Here is an 18,808-nt window from a genome sequence, read left to right on the forward strand (position 1 = left end):
ACACCTGCTGGAGGTGAACCGCGAAGTCAAACGCCGCGGCGCGTTTTTGCACAACATCATGCCGCTGATTTCGGCGCCCGAACATGGCACGCATTTCGGCCTGACCGGGCAGCGCGGGCCCACCGCGGCCGAGCTTCTGGCGGTGCAGGAGGCCTGCGCGGGCGGCGCCAATCTGATGAAGCACTGCCGCCAATGCCGCGCCGATGCGGTGGGCCTGCTGGGCGAAGACCGCGGTCAGGAATTCACCCTCGATCTGGTGCCCGAGGCGCCGGTCTATGACGGCGCGGCGCGCGAAACCTATCGCGACTGGGTGGGGGCCGAGCGCGAAGACCGCCGCGCCGCGGCAAAAGCCGCGCAGGAAGCGACCGAGGCGGCCTGCGCGGCGAGCTCGCCGAAGCTTCTGGTGGCGGTGACGACCCAGGGCGGCGGCCGGATCAACCAGCATTTCGGCCATGCGACCGAGTTCCAGGTCTTCGAGGTCGACGCGACCGGCGTGCGCTTCGCCTTTCACCGCCGCTGCGACAACTATTGCGTCGACGGCGGCGGCGAGGAAGACCGGCTGGAGCGCGTCATCGCGGCGCTTGACGGCATCGACACGGTTCTGGTCGCAAAGATCGGCGACTGCCCGCGCGAGGGCCTGGCCGCCGCCGGCATCACCGCCCGCGACAGCTGGGCGCAGGACTATATCGAGCCCGCCATTCTTTCGCTGTACCGCGAAAGAATGGCCCAAAAACAAGCCATTACAGCGTAAGGATCAGGCCGGGCCGATCCAGACGGCGACATCGCGCGGCGGCGCGGTGAAGGGGGCCGAGGTCACCAGAACCTGCGCCCCCGCCGCCGCATAGGCGGCGGCATTCGCGGCAGTGATGCCGCCCGCCGCCGCAACATGGCCGCGCCAGTCGGCGGGCAGCCCGGCGACGACTTCCGCCACCTGCGCGGGCGGGAATTTCTCCAGCTGCAGCACCTCGGCCCCGGCCTGCGCCGCGGCCAAAGCCTCGGCGACATCGGCCACTTCGACGACCACCTTGCGTTCGGGACAGATCGCGCGCAGCCGGGCAATCTGGCTGGCCAAAGCGTCGTCCCCACCAAAGGCGCGATGCTCGGCAAAGAGCAGGACACTGTCCGAAAGCCCGGTGCGATGCACCGTCGCGCCCCCCACAGTCACCGCCCGCAAGGACAACGCCCGCGTGCCCGGCACCGATTTGCGGGTGCAGGCCACCGTCACCGCCGGGTTCACCGCCCTCGCCGCCGCGACGATCGCCGTGGCCGAGGACGCCAGACCCGAAGCCCATTCGATCAGATTTTGCGCCACTTTCCAGCCCGCCAGCAGCGCTTCGACCTGACCGCGGGCGAAAAGCAGCATCTCGCCGCCCTCGACCTGCCGCCCCGAGGCGGTGGCGATCCAGGCCTCGGCGCCCAGAAGCTGCAGGATCCGCACGGCCTCTTCGGAACAGGCGACGGTCATGGCCCCGCGCGCCCGCATCGTCAGCTCGCCCGCCTCGGCGGCCAGCCCCAGACTGCGCGTCGTCAGATCGCCCGCGGGCACGTCTTCGCGAATGAGCGCCATCAGCGCGGTGTCGTCGATCAGGAACATCCCTTACCCTCCGGTCTGCGCAGGCGCGCTCAGCGCCATCGCCTTGAGCCGCGCCACCACCTTTTCCCCGGGCTGAAACCCGAGCAAGTCAAAGGACTTGCGCGAAACGCGGGCAAGAAGGCTCGCGCCCTCGCCCGATGCGCCCAGCGCCAGCCGCACGGTGACCTGATAGCCCGCGGCGGCCTCGGCGCCAAGGATCAGCGCGGGCAGGGCGTTCAAAATCGTGGTGTCGCTGGGCGCATGGCGGCCCAGGCTGACATCGGTCGCGGGCACGCGCAACCGCCGCCGCGTGCCGATCGGGCCAAGATTGCCCGGCACGACAATCCGCCCGCCCGGCACCTGCAGGGTGCTCAGCCCATAGGCGGGGTCAAGGGCGACCACCACCCCCTCGATCACCGCCGCCAGATCAGGACGGTGGATCAGCGGCAGGTTCGGGTCGGCCTGCATCGCGGCGATGGGGCCTGCGGCCCGGACCCGGCCCGCCTCCATCAACACCAGCGTATCGGCCAGCCGTTCGACCTCGGACAGGTCATGGCTGACAAGGATCACCGGCATCTGCAAACTCGCATGCAGCCGTTCGAGATAGGGCAGGATCTCGTCACGCGAAATCCGGTCGAGCGCGGAAAGCGGCTCGTCCATCAACAGCAGTTCCGGCTGCGACAGAAGCGCCCGGCCGATGGCGACGCGCTGCCGCTCGCCGCCCGAAAGCGTCGCGGTGGGACGGCTCAGAAGCGGCGCGATGCCCAGAAGCTGGGTGACCTCGGCTTCGGAAATCCTGAGCGGACCGCGGGCGCGTCTCAGCCCGTAGATCAGGTTTTCATGCACCGAAAGATGGGTGAAAAGGCTTGCCTCCTGAAACACATAGCCCACGGCGCGGCGATGCGGCGGGGTGATGCGGCGCCCCTCCTGCCAGGTCACGCCATTCACCGTCAGATGTCCGCCCGGCAACCGCGCCAGCCCGGCCATGCAGCGCAGCACCGTGGTCTTGCCGCAGCCCGAGGGACCAAAGAGCGCCGTCACCCCCTGCCCCGGCACGTCAAAGGCCGCATCGAGGGTGAACTCGCCCTGCCGCCCGGTGAACCGCGCCGAGATCATCGCCGGGCCCCGGTGCCGAAGCGGCGCTCGATCAGCATCATGGCGAGGATCACCACGAAAGACATCGCCAGCATGCCCCCCGCCAGCACATGCGCCTTGTCCCATTCCAGCGTCTCGACATAGTCGAAGATGGTGACCGACAGCACCTTGGTCTGCCCCGGAATGCCGCCGCCGATCATCAGGACGACGCCGAATTCGCCGACCGTATGCGCAAAGCCGAGGATGGCGCCGGTGATCAGCCCGGGCGTCGCCTGCGGCAGGGCGACGGTGAAAAACGCGTTCAAGGGAGAGGCGCGCAGGGTCGCCGCCACCTCCATCGGGCGCGGCCCCATCGCAGCAAAGGCGTTGCGGATCGGGTTGACGACAAAGGGCAGCGAATAGACGACCGAGCCGACGACAAGCCCCGCGAAGGTGAAGGAAAGCTTGACGCCCAGAAGATCGGTCAGCGGCGAATGCGGCCCCATCGCGATCAAGAGGTAAAAGCCCAGCACCGTCGGCGGCAGCACGATCGGCAGCGAAACCAGCGTGGCGACGATCTCTTTCCAAAGACCGCCGCCCCGCGAAAGCCACCAGGCAAGGGGGGTTCCCAGAACCAGAAGCAGCACTGTCGTCACCGTCGCCAGTTTCAGCGTCAGCGCCAGTGTCGTCAGCATCTCCGCGTCGAGCAGGGTCCCCTCCATCATCTGGTCATTTGACGTCGTAACCGTATTTCCGGATCACGTCCAAGGCTTCGGGCGATTTCAGGAAGTCGAGATAGGCTTTTGCCGCCTCGTCCTCGGCGCCGGTCTTCAGCAGGACCGCATCCTGCAGGATCGGGGCGTAAAGATCGGCAGGCACCATCCAGCTTGACCCGCCCGCCTTGCCGATCACCTGCGACCAGGCGACGAAACCGACCGGGGCATTGCCCGTCGCGGCGAATTCATAGGTCTGGCTGATGCTCTTGCCGGTGACCAGCTTCGGCTCCAGCGTCTCGTAGACGCCAAGCTTCTGCATCACCTCGATCGCGGCGGCGCCATAGGGGGCGGATTTCGGATCGGCGATCGCGACATGTTCGAGATCGGTTTTCAGCACCGCGCCCGTGTCATCGACCCGGGCCGGATCGGCCGACCACAGCACCAGCTTGCCCACCGCATAGGTGAAATCACTGCCCGCGACGGCGTAGCCTTCCTCGATCGCCTTTTTCGGGCGCGCGGCATCGGCCGAAAGGAAGACCTCGAAGGGCGCGCCTTGCGTGATCTGGGTGTAGAACTGCCCCGAGGGACCGAAGGCATAGGTGACGCTATGGCCGGTCTTTTCGGTGAAAAGAGCGCCGATTTCTTTCGCCGGTTCGGTGAAATTGGCGGCGACGGCGGCGATCACCTCGCCCGCGGCGGCGGGCAGGGCAAGCCCCATCACGAGGGCAAGCGCGGTCGCGCCTGCGCGCAGGGTCTGCGGGAAATGGGTCATCTCGGTGTCCTTTCTGTCGGGGAAGAGGGCTCAGGGCATCGCCAGGATGACATGGCTGGCCTTGAACAGCGCGGTGGCGGGCACGCCGGGGGCGAGCCCCAGCGCATCGGCGCTGGTGTGGGTGATGACGGCGGTGATCGATTTGCAATTGCCCAGATCGAGGATGATCTCGCTGTTCACCGGCCCGTCGGTGCGGGCGGCGACGATGCCGGTCAGCCGGTTGCAGGCGGAAATCCGGCCCGGATCGCCCCCCGCGGCCAGCATCACGAAACTGGCCTTGATCAGTGCGAAGACCTCGACCCCCGGGGCCAGGCCCATGTCGCGGACCGAGCGTTCGGTGATCACCGCGGTCAGGCTGTGGCCGTCGGTCAGCGCCAGCTCCACCTCGGCATTGACCGCGCCAGGCGTGACGCGGGTGACGGTGCAACGCAGGGTGTTGCGGTTCGAAGTGCGCATCGTCAGGCTCCAAAGCGTGTTGAGGGCTTTTTCCGGCGCGGTGACGCCGCCTTCGAGCACGCTCAGCGCCTTGGTCAGCGCGCCTTCCAGCAGATCGAACCCGGCAATCAGCGCCCGCCCCGCCTCGGTCACGCGGGCATTGCCGCCGGTGCGGCCCCCCGGCGCGGCCTCGACCAGCGGCTGTTCGAACAGGTTGTTGAGCGTGCCGACCGCATCCCAGGCAGTCTTGTAGGACAGACCGACCTCGCGGGCGGCGGCGGCAATCGTGCCGTGACGGGCGATCGCTTCGAGCAGCCGGATCCGGTCGCCGCCCACCCGCGGCGCCCCCGCGCGTTGCAGGCTCAGGGCAGCGATGAGGGGCTGTTCGTTCATGGCAGGGTCCGAAGCGTGTCTCGTTATATAGCCATGACTAATAGCGATGGTTTTTCCGGAAGGGCAGAGCCTTGTCGGTTGCACCCGGCGCCGTTATCACCCGCATCTTCATATCCCATGCCAAGTGATGCCAAAACGGGCTGTTTTTGGAACATTGCCCGCGATTTGGGCGCTGGACGCACGGATATGCCGGTTTCGGCGCGGGGCCATAACGCGGGGCCATGAGTCGGCGGGACGCTTGCGGCAGTGGCCCCCGGGGCCGGTTTGCGCCACAATGGCGGCAACGAAGCGGGAGACGGCGAAACGGGAGGCGGCGATGACGGACGGAATGCGCGGGGCGCTGGTGCTGGAACGGACGGGCGCGCGGATGGGGGCGGAACGGGTGGCGCTGCTGGCGGCGATCGGGCGCACCGGCTCGATTTCGGCGGCGGCGCGCGAGGTCGGGCTGTCCTACAAGGCGGCCTGGGACGGGGTGCAGGCGATGAACAACCTGCTGTCCGCCCCGGTCGTCACCGCGGCGCCGGGCGGCAAGGCGGGGGGCGGCGCGGCGCTGACGCCCGCGGGCGAAAAGCTGATCGCGGCCTATGGCGCGATCGAGGAGGGCGTGGCCAAACTTTTGTCCAGTTTCGAGAAAAGCCTGAACCTTGATCCGGCCGAGGTGCTGCGGGGGCTGTCCTTGCGGACCTCGGCGCGCAATGCCTGGGCCTGCAAGGTCTGGGCGGTGGCGGCCGATGACGTGGCGGCGCAGGTGCGGATGCGGCTGGGCGAGGGGCAGGATCTGACGGCGGTGATCACCGCGCGCTCGGCGGCCGAGATGCGGCTGGCGCCGGGATCGGAGGTGCTGGCGCTGGTGAAATCGAATTTCGTCCTGCTGGCGGGGGCGGGCGTGCCGGAACGGCTGTCGGTGCGCAACCGGCTGCAGGGCCGGGTGATCGAGCGGATCGACGCCGCGCTTTCGAGCGAGATCACGCTGGATCTGGGCGGCGGAAAGACGATCACCGCGACGATCACCCGCGACAGCGCCGAGATGCTGGATCTGCACCCCGGCGTGGAGACGACGGCCCTGATCAAGTCGAGCCATGTGATCCTGGCCCTGCCCTGAGGGCGGGGCCGGCGCTTACGCGACGCGACGGAAGCGCAGATAGGTCATCAGGCCGAAGGGCGGCAGGCGGGTTTCCTCGACCAGTTTCAGCCGCGGTTCGGCCATCACCTGATCGCGCGAGAAGTCGGAATGCCAGCCCAGCGCATCGGCCATCGGCGCGGCCAGTTTCGCCGCGACGCCCCAGCCGCCCTTTTCGCGGGCGAAATGGTTGGTGATCAGCACCGTGCCGCCGACGCGGCAGACCCGCGCCATTTCCGCCATCACCCGGCGCGGCTCGGGCACCACCGACATGATGTGCAGCGCCACGACGTGATCGAAGCTTTCGTCCTCAAAGGCCAGTTCGCGCGCATCCATGATGTGCAGCCCGGCGACGTTGCGCAGCCCCTGCGCCTCGGCCCGCGCCTGCGCCTTGGCCAGCATGTCGGGCGACAGATCGATGCCGGTCACCGCGACTTTCGAGGGCTCGTAAAGATCCAGCGCCAGCCCGGTGCCGATGCCCACCTCCAGAACCGCACCGCCCGAGGCGTTCACCTCGCGCACGGCATGATGACGCCCGGCATGGGTGATCTTGCCAAAGGTTCTGTCATAGATCGGCGCCCAGCGCTTGTAGCTGCGGGCAATCGCTTCCGTGTGCATCCCGAGACCTTCCCCCGAACCCCTGTGGATCGAATCACTTTCGCCTGCACCCTGTTGCAGCGCCGGGAAAACATCAAGAATTTTGTCGTTTTTGCTTTTCAAGAAGTCGTTTTTGATCGTCCGCTCAATTAACAATCACACCCAGGCATCCGCCCCCTGCCCGACAAGTCCCAGCGCGCGGGCGCAGTCTTCGCGCTCCAGCGGGCGGCTCCAGAAAAAGCCCTGCCCGACCTCGAAGCCGAAATCGCGCATCAGCGCCGCGGTTTCCTCGGTCTCCACCCCCTCGACCACGGTGCCAAGCCCCAGCGTCCCGGCCAGCGCCTGCAGCGATTTCAGGATCGCCCGATAGCCGGGGCCGGTGTCGAGCCCGGCCACGAAGCTCTTGTCGATCTTGAGTTTCTGCACCGGATGCCGGGCCAGACAGGTGAGCGAGGCATAGCCGGTGCCGAAATCGTCCAGCACCAGCGCCACCCCGGTCGCGGTCAGCGCCTCGAAGACTTCGGTGCTTTGGGCGGCGGGGTCGATCACGATGTTCTCGGTGATCTCGATCTCGAGCAGCCGCGGCGGCAGGCCGCTTTCGGCAAGGGCGCGGGTGATCGCCGCGGGCAGGATGTCGCGGTCGAACTGGCGCGGGAAGACGTTCACCGCCACCGTCAGCGGCGCCTTGCGGTGCCGGTTCCAGATCGCGACCTGGGTGCAGGCCTCGCGCAGGACCCAGTCCCCCACCGCCAGCGACAGCTCCGAGGCGCTGAGCACCTCCATGAAGGCGCCGGGCAGAAGCAGCCCCCATTCCGGGTGACGCCAGCGCAACAGCGCCTCCAGCGCCACGATCTGCCCGCTCGCCAGATCGACCTGCGGCTGGTAGAACAGCTCGAATTCGCGCCGTTCCACCGCGGCCCGCAGGTCGCGCAACAGCCGGTGCCGGTGCTCGACCCGGTTGCGCAGGCTTTCGTCATAGCCGGTGGGGCGGTTGAACGCCGCCTTCGACGCCGCCAGCGCCAGCGCCGCATTGGCGATCAGCTCGCCCGCATGGGCGCCATGCTCCGGCGCGCAGGCATGGCCGATGCCGAATTCCAGATGCAGGGGCTGACCGCCGATCTCGAACGGCGCCCGCAGCGCCGTCATCACCCGCGTCAGCTGCGGCCCGGGGATCGCCGCCCCCGCCTCCTGCACCATCAGGAACACGAACCCGTCCTCGCCCGAGCGATAAAGCGTCACGGCCTCGGTTTCGAGCCGCTCGAGCCGGTCGGCACAGGACCGCATCAGCGCCTCGTGATGGGCGGGATCGACGGCGGCGCGGTTGCCCGCGAAGGGGTCGATCTCGACGAACAGCAGGCAGACCTGCGGCTGCGTCGGATCGGCACGGGTCAGCACCGCATCCAGATCGCTGCGCAGCGCGCGCCGGTCCGGCAGGCCGGTCAGCGGATCCTCGCCCGCCTCGCGGCTTTCGATCCGGCCGCGGCCCGGCCGTTCGAGCGGATGCAGGAAGGCGAAGACCCGTCCGGTATCGGCATCGCGTTTCAGGATGACATGCAGCGCGATCTCGGTGCCGTCGCGGCGCCGTCCGCGCACCGCGCGCATCCGCCCGATCGCCAGCGGCACCTTGCCCGCGGCAAAGGCGCGACGCAATCGCGCATGGACAGCGGCCTGCGGTTCAGGGATCAGGATTTCCAGCAGTTGGCCCAGCAGCGCCTCCGGGACATAGCCGAACAGCGCCGCGGCCGCAGCGTTCAGATAATCGATGCGGCCCTGCGCATCGATTGCGACGACGCCATCATCTGGCGCCCCGCGGGTGGGCCAGGAATAGTCCATTCTGGAGTCCGCTGCATGCTGACGGGGAGGGGCCGCCACACGTCTAAGCTGTGCACTGCTTCGTTCAGTTCCGCAAGCACGAGATTGTGTCTTTCCATAAGACGGACTGTCGCAGGTCGCGCGGTCAAAAGGGCGAAACCCTCTGGCCAGCGACGGCCTGCCACGCTAAAGGGCTGCAGTTGCGGCAAGCGGGCAAGGGTCATGGCGCGTCATCTCATCACCTCGGCGATTCCCTATATCAACGGCATCAAGCATCTGGGCAACCTTGTGGGCAGCCAGTTGCCGGCCGATCTTTACGCGCGCTATCTGCGCGGGCGCGGCCACGAGGTGATGTTCATCTGTGCGACCGACGAACACGGCACCCCGGCGGAACTGGCCGCGGCCAAGGCGGGCAAGCCCGTCGCCGCCTATTGCGCGGAAATGCATGACGTGCAGGCGGCGATCGCGGGCGGCTTCCGGCTGAGCTTCGATCACTTCGGCCGGTCTTCAAGCCCGCAGAACCGCGCCCTGACCCAGCATTTCGCCAAGGCGCTGGCCGATCAGGGGCTGATCCGCGAAGTCACCGAAAAACAGATGTATTCGGTGACCGACGGCCGCTTCCTGCCCGACCGCTACATCGAGGGCACCTGCCCGAATTGCGGCTTCGAGAGCGCCCGCGGCGATCAATGCGACAATTGCACCAAGCAGCTTGACCCGGTCGATCTGATCAACCCGCGTTCGGTGATCTCGGGCTCGACCGATCTGGAAATGCGCGAGACGAAGCATCTGTTCCTGCGCCAGTCGGCGATGAAGGACAAGCTGGCCGCCTGGATCGACAGCAAGACCGACTGGCCGGTGCTTTCGACCTCGATCGCGAAGAAATGGCTCTTTGACGGCGAGGGTCTGCAGGACCGCGGCATCACCCGCGATCTGAGCTGGGGCGTTCCGGCGCAATTTCCGGGCGCGCCCTGGGCGGGGATGGAGGGCAAGGTCTTCTATGTCTGGTTCGACGCGCCGATCGAATATATCGCGGGCACGCAGGAATGGGCCGAGAAGACCGGCGGCGACTGGGCGCGCTGGTGGCGGCTCGATCAGGGCGCGGGCGACGTGACCTATACCCAGTTCATGGGCAAGGACAACGTGCCGTTCCATACGCTGTCCTTCCCCTCGACGATCCTTGGGTCGGCCGAGCCGTGGAAGCTGGTCGATTACATCAAGTCCTTCAACTATCTGAACTATGACGGCGGCCAGTTCTCCACCTCGCGCGGGCGCGGCGTCTTCATGGATCAGGCGCTCGGCATCCTGCCTTCGGATTACTGGCGCTGGTGGCTGCTCAGCCACGCGCCCGAAAGCGCCGATGCCGAATTTACCTGGGAGAATTTCCAGGCCTCGGTGAACAAGGATCTGGCCGATGTGCTGGGCAACCTGGTCAGCCGGGTGACGAAGTTCTGCAATTCGAAATTCGGCCCCGAAATGCCCGCCGCCGTGGCGATGACCGAACGCGAAACCGCGCTGATGGCGCAGTTCCGCGACGGGCTGGCGGCTTACGAAAAGGCGATGGACGAAATTCACGTCCGCCGCGCCGCCGAGGAACTCCGCGGGCTCTGGGTGCTGGGCAACGAATATCTGCAGGCCGCCGCGCCCTGGAGCGTGGTGAAGACCGACGAGGCCGCCGCGCGCGGCATCATCGCCTTCGCGCTGCATCTGATCCGGCTTTATGCCGTGCTCTCGCGTCCCTTCATCCCGGATGCGGCGCAGGCGATCATGACGGCGCTGAACTGCGACGACTGGTCCTGGCCCGAGGATCTGGATGCCGCGCTGCGGGTTCTGCCCGCGGGCCATGCCTTTGCGGTGCCGGAGAACCTCTTCCGCAAGATCACCGACGAGGAGCGCGAAGACTGGGCGAAGCGCTTCGCCGGTCGGCGGGAGTAAGGCGGGGGGCGCTGCCCCCCGGTCCGCAAGCGGACTCCCCCCGAGGTATTTTTGGCAAGATGAAAGTCATGCCATTTCACCTTGGCTGAAATATCCTCGGGGGTGAATTCGGGCAAAGCCCGAAGAGGGGGCAGACAGCCCCCTTTTGCGCCTCCGCTCGGTCAACGCGGTCGCACGGCGGAACTGATGGTGGATCAGATCGCCTCGCTGATGGGCCGGAAGGTCTTCGACCGGCCCACCCGGATGTATTGATCACGTCGCGGGCGCGGCCCCGGCGGCGCCTTTCGACAGGAATTCGCTCAGCGCCGGATTGTCCTCGGGGGCGACGACCGGCGCCGGGGCGGGGATCATCCGGGCACGGCTGTAATGAAATTCCCGCGCGCCGAAATAGAACCCGACGATGGCGCCCAGAAGCCACCAGAGCGGCTCCGGCACCGCATTGAGCCCGACCATCCGCGCCGCGAACCCCGCCGGATCGATCATCGCATAGACGAAAAGTCCCAGCGTGCCCAAGGCCAGCATCGGCCGCGGCAACCGGTTCAAGCCGTTGACGAAACGGTCGAACAGCCCGGGCCGGGCGTATTGGAACTCGGCCCCGTGTTCGGCAAGCGCCGCCTGCCAGGCCGCCGCATCGGCCTCCAGCTTCTTCGTCGCATTCGGCGTGAAGACCTCGGCCACCGAGGTCACCGCCGTCCCGATCGCCCCCGTCGCCGCGGGCGAGCCCAGAATCGTCCCGATCAGCCCCATGTCGCCACCCGTGCCCGATGCTGTGCCGCGCTCAGATGGAAGCGGGGCGAGATGAATTCCTCGGCGCGCAGGATCCAGCCGCCCTTGGTGCCCGCCCGCGTCGTCGCATATTTGCGGCTCGCCGGGCGGCGCTCGGCCAGATCGTAGTAATAATTCCGCCGCGCGATCCCGTAGGCATCGGCGAAAAGCTGCGGCTCGCGCGCCGCCGCCGCCTGCGCCGCCGCCGCCTGCGCCGCAGCGATCGTCTGCGGCCCCAGCACGCCATCGACGGCCACCGGATGGCCCATCCGGCCCAGCAGCTCCTGCAAAAGGCGGATCGCCTGCGCGCCCGCATTCACCTGCATGTCGAAGACCGAGGCCTGCAGCGCCGCGGGCAGCTGATCCAGCTTCGGTGCCTTGAAATAATGCGTGACATAGATCTCGGCCGCCTGATCGGGGGAGATGAGCCGCAGGTCACGCGTGCTCACCACCCCGTCGCGGTTCAGATCGAGGCCAAGCCGCTGCAACGTGCCCAGCGTCACCCCGTAGTTCGTCGCCCCCCCGGGATCGGAGGGGTCGTTCACATAGCCACCCTCGCGGGCGACGATTTCCCTGGCAATCTCGTAGACAGATCTCATCCGGTCCCCCTTGGCTGAGCGCAAAGGGTGACGAAATCAGGTTAACGATCGGCAACGGGCGCGTTCAGCCCTCGGGCTGGGTCGGATCGCGATAGACGCCCTGTTCCTTCAGCGCCTCGGTCACTTCCTTGGGCATGTAGTTTTCGTCATGCTTGGCCAGGATTTCGCGCGCCACGAAGACGCCATCGACCATCGCGCCGGTGCCGACCATGCCCTTGCCCTCGCCAAAGAGGTCGGGCAGCACGCCGGTGAAGGTGACCGGCACCGAGGCGCCGCCATCAGTGACCTTGAAGGTGATCGCCTCGCCCTGCCCGCGCACCAGCGTGCCTTCCTCGACCAGACCGCCCAGACGGAACACCTCGCCCGCGGCGGGGGGTTCGGCGATGATCTGCGAGGGGGCGCGGAAGAAGTTGATGCCGTCGCGCATGCCGTAGCCGATCAGCAGGGTCGAGAGCACAAGCGCGCCCCCCGCCACCGCCAAAATCTGGATGCGCCGCGTTTTCTTCAGGTTTTTCATCGTCCTGCCCCTGCGTTACGGGAAGACCGGGGCCAGCATCAGCCCCAGGGTTTCGGGCAGGCCGAGCATCAGGTTGGCGTTCTGGATCGCCTGCCCCGAAGAGCCCTTGGTGAGGTTGTCGAGCGCCACGGTGACGACCGCGCGGCCCGGCAGCCGGTCGCCGATCACGCCCAGATGGACGAAATTCGACCCGGCGATCGAGCGCGTCGAGGCCAGCTGGCCAAAGGGCAGCACCTCGAGGAACACTTCGTGTTCATAGCGCGCGGCCAGCGCGGCATGGATGTCTTCGGGGGTGCCGCGGACATAGACGGTGGCCAGAATGCCGCGGTTGAAGGGCATCAGATGCGGCGTGAACTGCACCCGCACCGGCCGCCCGGCGGCCTTGGAAAACTCCTGATCGAATTCGCCCAGATGCCGGTGCTTGCCCCCCGCCGAATAGGGCATGGTGCCGCCCGCCAGCTCCGCATGCAAAAGGTTTTCCTTCAGCGCGCGCCCGGCGCCGGAAACCCCCGCCTTCAGGTCGATGACGATTTCATCAAGATCGATCACCCCCGCCTCGATCAGCGGACGGATCGCATATTGCCCGGCCGCCGCGTTGCAGCCGGTGCCCGCGCAAAGCCGCGCCGTCTTCAGCTCGTCGCGGTAGAATTCGGTCAGCCCGTAGACCGCCTCGGCCTGCAGATCCATCGCCGCATGCGGCTTGCCATACCATTTTTCGTATTCGGCGGCATCGCGCAGCCGGAAATCGGCGGAAAGGTCCACCACCTTCAGATCGCGCGGCAGCTCGGCAATCACCGCCTGCGAGGTCGCATGCGGCAGCGCGCAGAAGGCCAGATCGATGGCGGAAAAATCGATCTCCTCGATCTTCACCAGATCGGGCAGACCCATATGGCGCAGATGCGGAAAGACATCGCCCATGCGCATCCCGGCCTTTCGGTCGCCCGACAGCGCCGTGATCTCCATTTCGGGATGGGTCGCGATGATCCGGGCAAGCTCGGCGCCGGTATAGCCCGAAGCCCCGAGGATGGCGATTTTCTGGGTCATTGTCGTCTCCGCAATTGTCGCCCCGTCCTGCCTCAGGCTAAGGTGCCACGCAAGCAAAGTTTGCGCGAGGGTTTCATGGCGAAGGCGTGGCATTACGCATGGGCGGGCAAGAGCGAAGGCCCGGTGGACGAATTGGTGATCCGCGATCTGATCCGGGCCGGACGGGTCAAGGCCGACACGCTGGTCTGGTCCGGGGGGATGGCCAATTGGGACCGCGCAGACCGGCATTTCGCCTTTGCGCCGCAGCCCCTCGCCCCCGCCGCGCCGCCCGCCGGACCGCCCGCGATGCCGGGCGCGGCTTACCCGGGCGCGGGCTATCCGGGCGCCGGGTCCCATGGCGCGGGCGCTTCGGGCGCCGCGCCCGCGCGCAGCTTCATCGAGGCGATCAAGGTCTGCTTCCAGAAATATGTCACCTTCCGTGGCCGGGCGAGCCGCTCGGAATATTGGTGGTTCTTCCTGTTCTGCCTGCTCCTCGGCTTCGTCGGCGGCATTCTGGAGACGACGATGGGCCGCGACGGCGCGGTGCTGAGCGGCCTTGTCTCGCTGGCGACCTTTCTGCCCTCGCTCTCGGTGACGGTGCGGCGGCTGCATGACACCGACCGCTCGGGCTGGTGGGTCGGCGGCTTCTATCTGGCGCTGATCCCGGCGGGTCTGATGATCGGCCTGCTCGGCGTCGCGACCCAGGCCGCGGGCGGCACGCCCGAAGCGGCCGCCCTTGCCGTTTTCGGGCTGATGTCGCTGCTGAGCCTCGCCTACATGATCGCGATGTTCGTCTTCATGTGTTCGCGCGGCACGCCGGGGCCGAACCGCTTCGGCTGAGCCTCAGGCGGCCTCGAAGCTGATCCGGTGGCGCAGGAACTGCGTCGCATGCATCGAGACCGAGGCCGCATCGCCGGTGGTCAGGAATTTCGACACCTTGCCCGCCCCCAGGAATTCGGGCTTGCGGGTCAGATAATCGGCCAGGCTTTCGGCCACCAGATTGGCCTGGCTGTAAACCTTGACCTGCGGCCCCAAAGCCTCCTGAAAGGTCTTTTGCATCAAGGGGTAATGGGTGCAGCCCAGGATCGCCGCCTCGGGATGCGGCATCCGGCGCTTGAGCGCCTCGACATGCGAACGCACCAGCGCCTCGGCCAGGATCTCATCCCCCGCCTCGATCGCATCGACGACGCCGCCGCAGGGCTGCGCCTCGACATCGACGCCGATGGCGCGATAGGCGAGTTCGCGCTGAAACGCGCGCGAGGCCACAGTGGCGGGCGTCGCAAACAGCGCCACATGTTTCACCGCCACTTCCCGCGGCGGAGAGTTGTCGCCCCATTGCCGTTCGGTCAGCGCCTCGATCAAGGGCACGAAGACACCCAGCACCCGCTTGTCCTTCGGGATCCAGTGTTCCTGCATCTTCTTCAGCGCCGCAGCCGAGGCCGTGTTGCAGGCCAGAATCACCAGATCGCAGCCCTCGTCCCACAGCCGTTCGACGCCCTTGCAGGTCAGGTTGTAGATGTCGTCGGGGGTGCGCACGCCATAGGGCGCATGGGCATTGTCACCGTAATAGACAAAGGCCACCTCGGGCAGCCGCTTCGAGACCGCCTCATAGACCGTCAGACCGCCCAGCCCACTGTCGAAAACTCCAACTGCCATGCCTGCCTCTCCACCCGTTTGCGCCTGAACCGCGCTTTCCTTGGTTCTAAGCCTCTCGGAGGCGGAAATAAACGCCTATTGCGCGAGTTGGCCCTCCCGCAACCTCTGCATGGATGCACAAAAGCGCCTGTAACAACAAAGTTTACGCGCTAACAGTGAATTTGACCGAAAGCCATTTGTGAAGAGACGGCGTTTTAGGTATGCAGCCGATGCAGAACAGGTATGAACAGGTGGCGTCGTGCAGGGCATGGACTGGGACAAGTTGCGCATCTTCCACGCGGTGGCGGATGCCGGGTCGTTGACCCATGCGGGCGATGCGCTGCACCTGTCGCAATCGGCGGTCAGCCGACAGATCCGGGCGCTGGAAGAATCGCTTGGCACCACCCTCTTTCACCGTCACGCCCGCGGCCTGATCCTGACCGAACAGGGCGAATTGCTGTTCGACGCCACCTCGACGATGGCGAAAAAGCTGGATGCCGCCGCCGCGCGGATCCGCGACAGCGAGGAAGAGGTCTTCGGCGAGCTGAAGGTGACCTCCACCGTGGGCTTTGGCACGATGTGGCTGGCGCCGCGGCTGGTCAAGCTTTACGACCGCTACCCCGACCTGAAAATCGACCTGATGCTGGAAGAGCGGGTGCTGGACCTGCCGATGCGCGAAGCCGATGTGGCGATCCGGATGAAGGAACCGGCCCAGGCCGATCTGATCCGCAAGCGGCTGATCAACATCCGGATGCGGCTTTATGCGACGCCCGAATACATCGCCCGCGCCGGCCGCCCCGAGCGGATCGAGGAGATGTCGAAGCACCGGCTGATCTGCCAGAACCCCGCCACGCCGCAGGTGCAGGCGGGCGCGCATCTGACCCAGAGCGTGATGGCGCATGGCGTGCCCTCGACGCTGATGGTAAACAATTATTTCGGCGTGCTGCAGGGCGTCCTGAACCATATCGGCGTCGGCGTGCTGCCCGATTATCTGACCGCCGATTTCCCGCATCTGGAACGCGTCCTGCCCGCGGTCGAGTCGGTCGAAGTGCCGGTCTTTCTGGCCTATCCCGAGGAACTGCGCTCCTCGCGCCGGGTCAATGCCTTCCGCGATTTCGTGCAGGAAGAGATCCTCGCCTATCGCCGCGCGCAGACGGGCGAGGCGGCCGTCGAGTGAGCCCGGCAGGCCTGCAACTGCGAAGCGACCCCAGACATTCGTGCAACGCATAGCAGCCATGCTGCACCCGCAGCATGATTCTCCTTGAACCGTTCTTATTCTGCCCATAAATCAGGCTCCGAAGGCGATGAGTTGCGGAAACGCGCATCACCTTCTACCTCCCTGTTGGACTAAGGCCGAGCTTGTCTCGGCCCTTTTTTTATTCTGCGGCAGGGTGTCGTTTTGGATCGGGGGCATGTCGCTTCGCCGCGCCGTCGCCCCCCCCCCCTTCGTGCATCGGCGCGTGCATCGGCGCCACGCCGCGCGGGCAAAAACCTTGCGCAAGCCCTGCTCTCCCCTTCCCCGACCGGCGCCGATGTTCTAAGGGAAGCCAAAGCCGATGCCGGAGGAGCCGATGACCGAGCCGCAGATCACCCCCGACCTGATTGCCGCCCATGGGCTGAAACCGGATGAGTATCAGCGCATCCTCGAGATCATCGGCCGCGCGCCGAGCTTCACCGAGCTGGGCATCTTCTCGGCGATGTGGAACGAGCATTGCTCCTACAAGTCGTCCAAGGTCTGGCTGCGCACGCTGCACACCACCGGCCCGCAGGTGATCTGCGGCCCCGGCGAAAACGCGGGCGTCGTCGATATCGGCGACGGGCAGGCGATCATCTTCAAGATGGAAAGCCACAACCACCCCAGCTACATCGAACCGCATCAGGGCGCGGCGACGGGCGTCGGCGGCATCCTGCGCGATGTCTTCACCATGGGCGCGCGGCCGATCGCGGCGATGGACAGCCTGTCCTTCGGCGTGCCGAGCCATCCGAAAACCCCGCATCTGGTCAAGGGCGTGGTCGAGGGCGTGGGCGGCTACGGCAACTGCTTCGGCGTGCCCAATGTCGGCGGCGAAGTGCGCTTTCACCACAGCTACAACGGCAACTGCCTGGTGAATGCTTTTGCCGCGGGCCTGGCACAAACCGACAACATCTTTTATTGCGCCGCCTCGGGCGTCGGCATGCCGGTCGTCTATCTGGGTGCCAAGACCGGTCGCGATGGCGTCGGCGGCGCCACCATGGCCTCGGCGGAATTCGACGACACGATCGAGGAGAAACGCCCGACCGTGCAAGTCGGCGACCCCTTCACCGAGAAATGCCTGATGGAAGCCTGCATGGAGCTGATGCAGACCGATGCCGTCATCTCGATCCAGGACATGGGCGCCGCGGGCCTGACCTGTTCGGCGGTGGAGATGGGCGACAAGGGGGGCCTGGGCATCAAGCTGACCCTGGATGCCGTGCCGCAGCGCGAAAAGAACATGACCGCCTATGAGATGATGCTTTCTGAGAGTCAGGAACGCATGCTCATGGTGCTGAAGCCCGAAAAAGAGGCCGAGGCGCGGGCGATCTTTGAAAAATGGGATCTGGATTTCGCCATCGTCGGCGAGACGATTGCCGAGGACCGCTTCCTGATCCTGCACAAGGGCGAGGTGAAGGCCGATCTGCCGCTGTCGAAACTGTCTTCGGCGGCGCCGGAATACAACCGGCCCTGGGTGGAAACGCCGCCCGCCGAACCGCTGGGTCAGCTGCCCGAAATCACTCCGATTGCCGCGCTGAAAGCGCTGATCGGCGCGCCGAACTATGCGGCGAAAAACTGGGTGTTCGAGCAATATGACACGCAGGTGATGGGCGACACCGTGCGCCGTCCGGGTCTGGGCGCCGGGGTGGTGCGGATCCATGGCACCGACAAGGCGTTGGCCTTCACCTCCGACGTGACGCCGCGTTACGTGAAAGCCAACCCGTTCGAGGGCGGCAAGCAGGCGGTGGCGGAAGCCTATCGCAACCTGTCCGCCGTCGGCGCCCTGCCCTTGGCCACCACCGACAACATGAACTTCGGCAACCCGGAAAAGCCCGAGATCATGGGCCAGTTCGTCGGCGCGATCAAAGGCATCAGCGAAGCCTGCAAGGCGCTCGATTTCCCGATCGTCTCGGGCAACGTCTCGCTTTACAACGAAACCGACGGTTCGGGCATCCTGCCGACGCCGACGATCGGCGCCGTGGGCCTGCTGAAATCGCTCGACGATCTGATCGGCGGGCTGCCGGAAGCGGGCGACATCGCGCTGGTGATCGGCGTCACCCATGGCCATCTGGGGCAATCGGCGCTGGCTGCCGAGGCTTTCGGAATCGAAGCGGGCGACGCGCCGCCGGTCGATCTGGCCGATGAACGCAAGCATGGCGAATTCATCCGCGCCAATGGCCGGGTGCTGAAAGCCGCCGCCGATCTGACCGATGGCGGTCTGGCGCTGGCGGCCTTCGAGATGGCCGAGGCCGCCGGGATCGGCGTGCAGCTTGACAGCGGCGACATCGCGCAGCTGTTCGGCGAGGATCAGGCCCGCTACCTTGTCGCCTGTGACGAGGCCGGGGCCGAGGCGCTGGAAGCCGCGGCGCAGGCGGCCGGGGTGCCGCTCGACCGTGTCGGCATCTTCGGCGGCGACACCGTTGCCCTTGGCGCCGACACCGCGCCGCTGGCGGACCTCAGCACGCTTTACCGCACCGCCTTTGCCGCCGCCGTCGAAGGCTGAACACCTGCGCTTCGGGGGCCGTCGCCGACGCCCCCCGAAGCTCGCGGCATCTGACGCCCCCCCCCCCCCCCCCCCCCCCCCCCCCCCCCCCCCCCCCCCCCCCCCCCCCCC

General features: G+C 66.8%; 17 protein-coding genes and 2 pseudogenes. 7 read left to right on the top strand and 12 right to left on the bottom strand.

From position 1 onward, the window contains the following. Positions 1-751 (top strand): NifB/NifX family molybdenum-iron cluster-binding protein (locus tag LY44_RS09705; protein ID WP_282957871.1); only part of this gene is annotated, 751 nt, incomplete at its 5' end. Between the two features lie 3 nt (positions 752-754). Here the strand turns inward: LY44_RS09705 and modD are convergent. Genes modD through mopA form a run of 5 tightly spaced genes read right to left on the bottom strand, consistent with a single transcriptional unit; the run spans position 755 to position 4,963 of the window. Further along, on the bottom strand, positions 755-1,594 hold the full coding sequence (gene modD, locus LY44_RS09710; protein ID WP_055211545.1) for a ModD protein: 840 nt from the start codon (positions 1,592-1,594) through the stop codon (positions 755-757). 3 nt (positions 1,595-1,597) lie between these two features. Continuing rightward, on the bottom strand, positions 1,598-2,689 hold the full coding sequence (modC, locus tag LY44_RS09715) for a molybdenum ABC transporter ATP-binding protein (RefSeq protein ID WP_055211547.1): 1,092 nt from the start codon (positions 2,687-2,689) through the stop codon (positions 1,598-1,600). Continuing rightward, positions 2,686-3,372, bottom strand: a complete 687-nt coding sequence (modB, locus tag LY44_RS09720) for a molybdate ABC transporter permease subunit (RefSeq protein WP_055211549.1) — start codon at positions 3,370-3,372, stop codon at positions 2,686-2,688. The genes modC and modB overlap by 4 nt, the downstream gene beginning before the upstream one ends. Positions 3,373-3,376: 4 nt before the next feature. Then, positions 3,377-4,135: a molybdate ABC transporter substrate-binding protein gene (gene modA, locus LY44_RS09725; RefSeq protein ID WP_055211551.1), complete on the bottom strand. Its 759-nt coding sequence runs from the start codon at positions 4,133-4,135 to the stop codon at positions 3,377-3,379. A gap of 30 nt (positions 4,136-4,165) precedes the next feature. Then, on the bottom strand, positions 4,166-4,963 hold the full coding sequence (gene mopA / locus LY44_RS09730; RefSeq protein ID WP_055211553.1) for a molybdenum-pterin-binding protein MopA: 798 nt from the start codon (positions 4,961-4,963) through the stop codon (positions 4,166-4,168). 264 nt (positions 4,964-5,227) lie between these two features. On the opposite strand from mopA, the pseudogene mopB reads away from it, so the two are divergent. Beyond that, positions 5,228-6,065, top strand: a pseudogene (gene mopB, locus LY44_RS09735) (molybdenum-pterin-binding protein MopB). A 15-nt stretch (positions 6,066-6,080) separates the two neighbouring features. Here mopB and LY44_RS09740 read toward each other — a convergent pair. Next, the gene (locus tag LY44_RS09740; RefSeq protein WP_055211985.1) at positions 6,081-6,701 is read right to left on the bottom strand and encodes a class I SAM-dependent methyltransferase; all 621 of its coding nucleotides are present in this window, start codon (positions 6,699-6,701) and stop codon (positions 6,081-6,083) included. 135 nt (positions 6,702-6,836) lie between these two features. Further along, on the bottom strand, positions 6,837-8,513 hold the full coding sequence (locus tag LY44_RS09745) for a putative bifunctional diguanylate cyclase/phosphodiesterase (protein WP_055211555.1): 1,677 nt from the start codon (positions 8,511-8,513) through the stop codon (positions 6,837-6,839). 201 nt (positions 8,514-8,714) lie between these two features. Here LY44_RS09745 and metG point away from each other — a divergent pair, with 201 nt between their 5' ends. Continuing rightward, complete coding sequence (gene metG, locus LY44_RS09750) at positions 8,715-10,424, top strand: methionine--tRNA ligase (protein WP_055211557.1); 1,710 nt, start codon at positions 8,715-8,717, stop codon at positions 10,422-10,424. 150 nt (positions 10,425-10,574) lie between these two features. Then, a pseudogene (locus LY44_RS18280) lies at positions 10,575-10,676 on the top strand (arginase); the annotation flags it as partial. On the opposite strand, the gene LY44_RS09760 reads toward LY44_RS18280, so the two are convergent. From LY44_RS09760 to argC, 4 genes are all read right to left on the bottom strand, one after another. Beyond that, positions 10,677-11,171, bottom strand: coding sequence for a holin family protein (locus LY44_RS09760; protein ID WP_055211559.1), 495 nt, complete (start codon positions 11,169-11,171; stop codon positions 10,677-10,679). It abuts the pseudogene before it with no gap. Then, positions 11,162-11,788, bottom strand: a complete 627-nt coding sequence (locus tag LY44_RS09765) for a holin-associated N-acetylmuramidase (RefSeq protein WP_055211561.1) — start codon at positions 11,786-11,788, stop codon at positions 11,162-11,164. The genes LY44_RS09760 and LY44_RS09765 overlap by 10 nt, the downstream gene beginning before the upstream one ends. A 64-nt stretch (positions 11,789-11,852) precedes the next feature. Then, complete coding sequence (ccmE, locus tag LY44_RS09770; protein ID WP_055211563.1) at positions 11,853-12,305, bottom strand: cytochrome c maturation protein CcmE; 453 nt, start codon at positions 12,303-12,305, stop codon at positions 11,853-11,855. Positions 12,306-12,320: 15 nt separating this feature from the next. Further along, positions 12,321-13,349, bottom strand: coding sequence for an N-acetyl-gamma-glutamyl-phosphate reductase (argC, locus tag LY44_RS09775; protein WP_055211565.1), 1,029 nt, complete (start codon positions 13,347-13,349; stop codon positions 12,321-12,323). Positions 13,350-13,424: 75 nt separating this feature from the next. Between argC and LY44_RS09780 the strand changes: the two genes are divergently transcribed. Continuing rightward, entirely contained in the window at positions 13,425-14,168 is a 744-nt protein-coding gene (locus LY44_RS09780; RefSeq protein ID WP_160320049.1) for a DUF805 domain-containing protein, read from the top strand. Between the two features lie 3 nt (positions 14,169-14,171). Here the strand turns inward: LY44_RS09780 and murI are convergent, their stop codons facing one another. Continuing rightward, positions 14,172-14,984 (bottom strand): glutamate racemase, encoded by an 813-nt coding sequence (gene murI / locus LY44_RS09785; RefSeq protein ID WP_055211567.1) that lies wholly within the window; start codon positions 14,982-14,984, stop codon positions 14,172-14,174. Positions 14,985-15,231: 247 nt separating this feature from the next. Here murI and LY44_RS09790 point away from each other — a divergent pair, with 247 nt between their 5' ends. Next, positions 15,232-16,140 (top strand): LysR family transcriptional regulator, encoded by a 909-nt coding sequence (locus LY44_RS09790; RefSeq protein WP_055211569.1) that lies wholly within the window; start codon positions 15,232-15,234, stop codon positions 16,138-16,140. A gap of 394 nt (positions 16,141-16,534) precedes the next feature. After that, positions 16,535-18,697, top strand: a complete 2,163-nt coding sequence (gene purL, locus LY44_RS09795) for a phosphoribosylformylglycinamidine synthase subunit PurL (RefSeq protein WP_055211987.1) — start codon at positions 16,535-16,537, stop codon at positions 18,695-18,697. Positions 18,698-18,808: the final 111 nt, after the last annotated feature.

The organism is Rhodobacter capsulatus, from assembly GCF_003254295.1.
Taxonomy (GTDB): domain Bacteria; phylum Pseudomonadota; class Alphaproteobacteria; order Rhodobacterales; family Rhodobacteraceae; genus Rhodobacter; species Rhodobacter capsulatus.

Bases quoted from the DNA above. Each gene is read 5' to 3' on its own strand.
- modD (WP_055211545.1), bottom strand. From the start codon at position 1,594: ATGTTCCTGATCGACGACACCGCGCTGATGGCGCTCATTCGCGAAGAC.
- modC (WP_055211547.1), bottom strand. From the start codon at position 2,689: ATGATCTCGGCGCGGTTCACCGGGCGGCAGGGCGAGTTCACCCTCGAT.
- modB (WP_055211549.1), bottom strand. From the start codon at position 3,372: ATGATGGAGGGGACCCTGCTCGACGCGGAGATGCTGACGACACTGGCG.
- modA (WP_055211551.1), bottom strand. From the start codon at position 4,135: ATGACCCATTTCCCGCAGACCCTGCGCGCAGGCGCGACCGCGCTTGCC.
- mopA (WP_055211553.1), bottom strand. From the start codon at position 4,963: ATGAACGAACAGCCCCTCATCGCTGCCCTGAGCCTGCAACGCGCGGGG.
- LY44_RS09740 (WP_055211985.1), bottom strand. From the start codon at position 6,701: ATGCACACGGAAGCGATTGCCCGCAGCTACAAGCGCTGGGCGCCGATC.
- LY44_RS09745 (WP_055211555.1), bottom strand. From the start codon at position 8,513: ATGGACTATTCCTGGCCCACCCGCGGGGCGCCAGATGATGGCGTCGTC.
- metG (WP_055211557.1), top strand. From the start codon at position 8,715: ATGGCGCGTCATCTCATCACCTCGGCGATTCCCTATATCAACGGCATC.
- LY44_RS09760 (WP_055211559.1), bottom strand. From the start codon at position 11,171: ATGGGGCTGATCGGGACGATTCTGGGCTCGCCCGCGGCGACGGGGGCG.
- LY44_RS09765 (WP_055211561.1), bottom strand. From the start codon at position 11,788: ATGAGATCTGTCTACGAGATTGCCAGGGAAATCGTCGCCCGCGAGGGT.
- ccmE (WP_055211563.1), bottom strand. From the start codon at position 12,305: ATGAAAAACCTGAAGAAAACGCGGCGCATCCAGATTTTGGCGGTGGCG.
- argC (WP_055211565.1), bottom strand. From the start codon at position 13,349: ATGACCCAGAAAATCGCCATCCTCGGGGCTTCGGGCTATACCGGCGCC.
- LY44_RS09780 (WP_160320049.1), top strand. From the start codon at position 13,425: ATGGCGAAGGCGTGGCATTACGCATGGGCGGGCAAGAGCGAAGGCCCG.
- murI (WP_055211567.1), bottom strand. From the start codon at position 14,984: ATGGCAGTTGGAGTTTTCGACAGTGGGCTGGGCGGTCTGACGGTCTAT.
- LY44_RS09790 (WP_055211569.1), top strand. From the start codon at position 15,232: ATGGACTGGGACAAGTTGCGCATCTTCCACGCGGTGGCGGATGCCGGG.
- purL (WP_055211987.1), top strand. From the start codon at position 16,535: ATGACCGAGCCGCAGATCACCCCCGACCTGATTGCCGCCCATGGGCTG.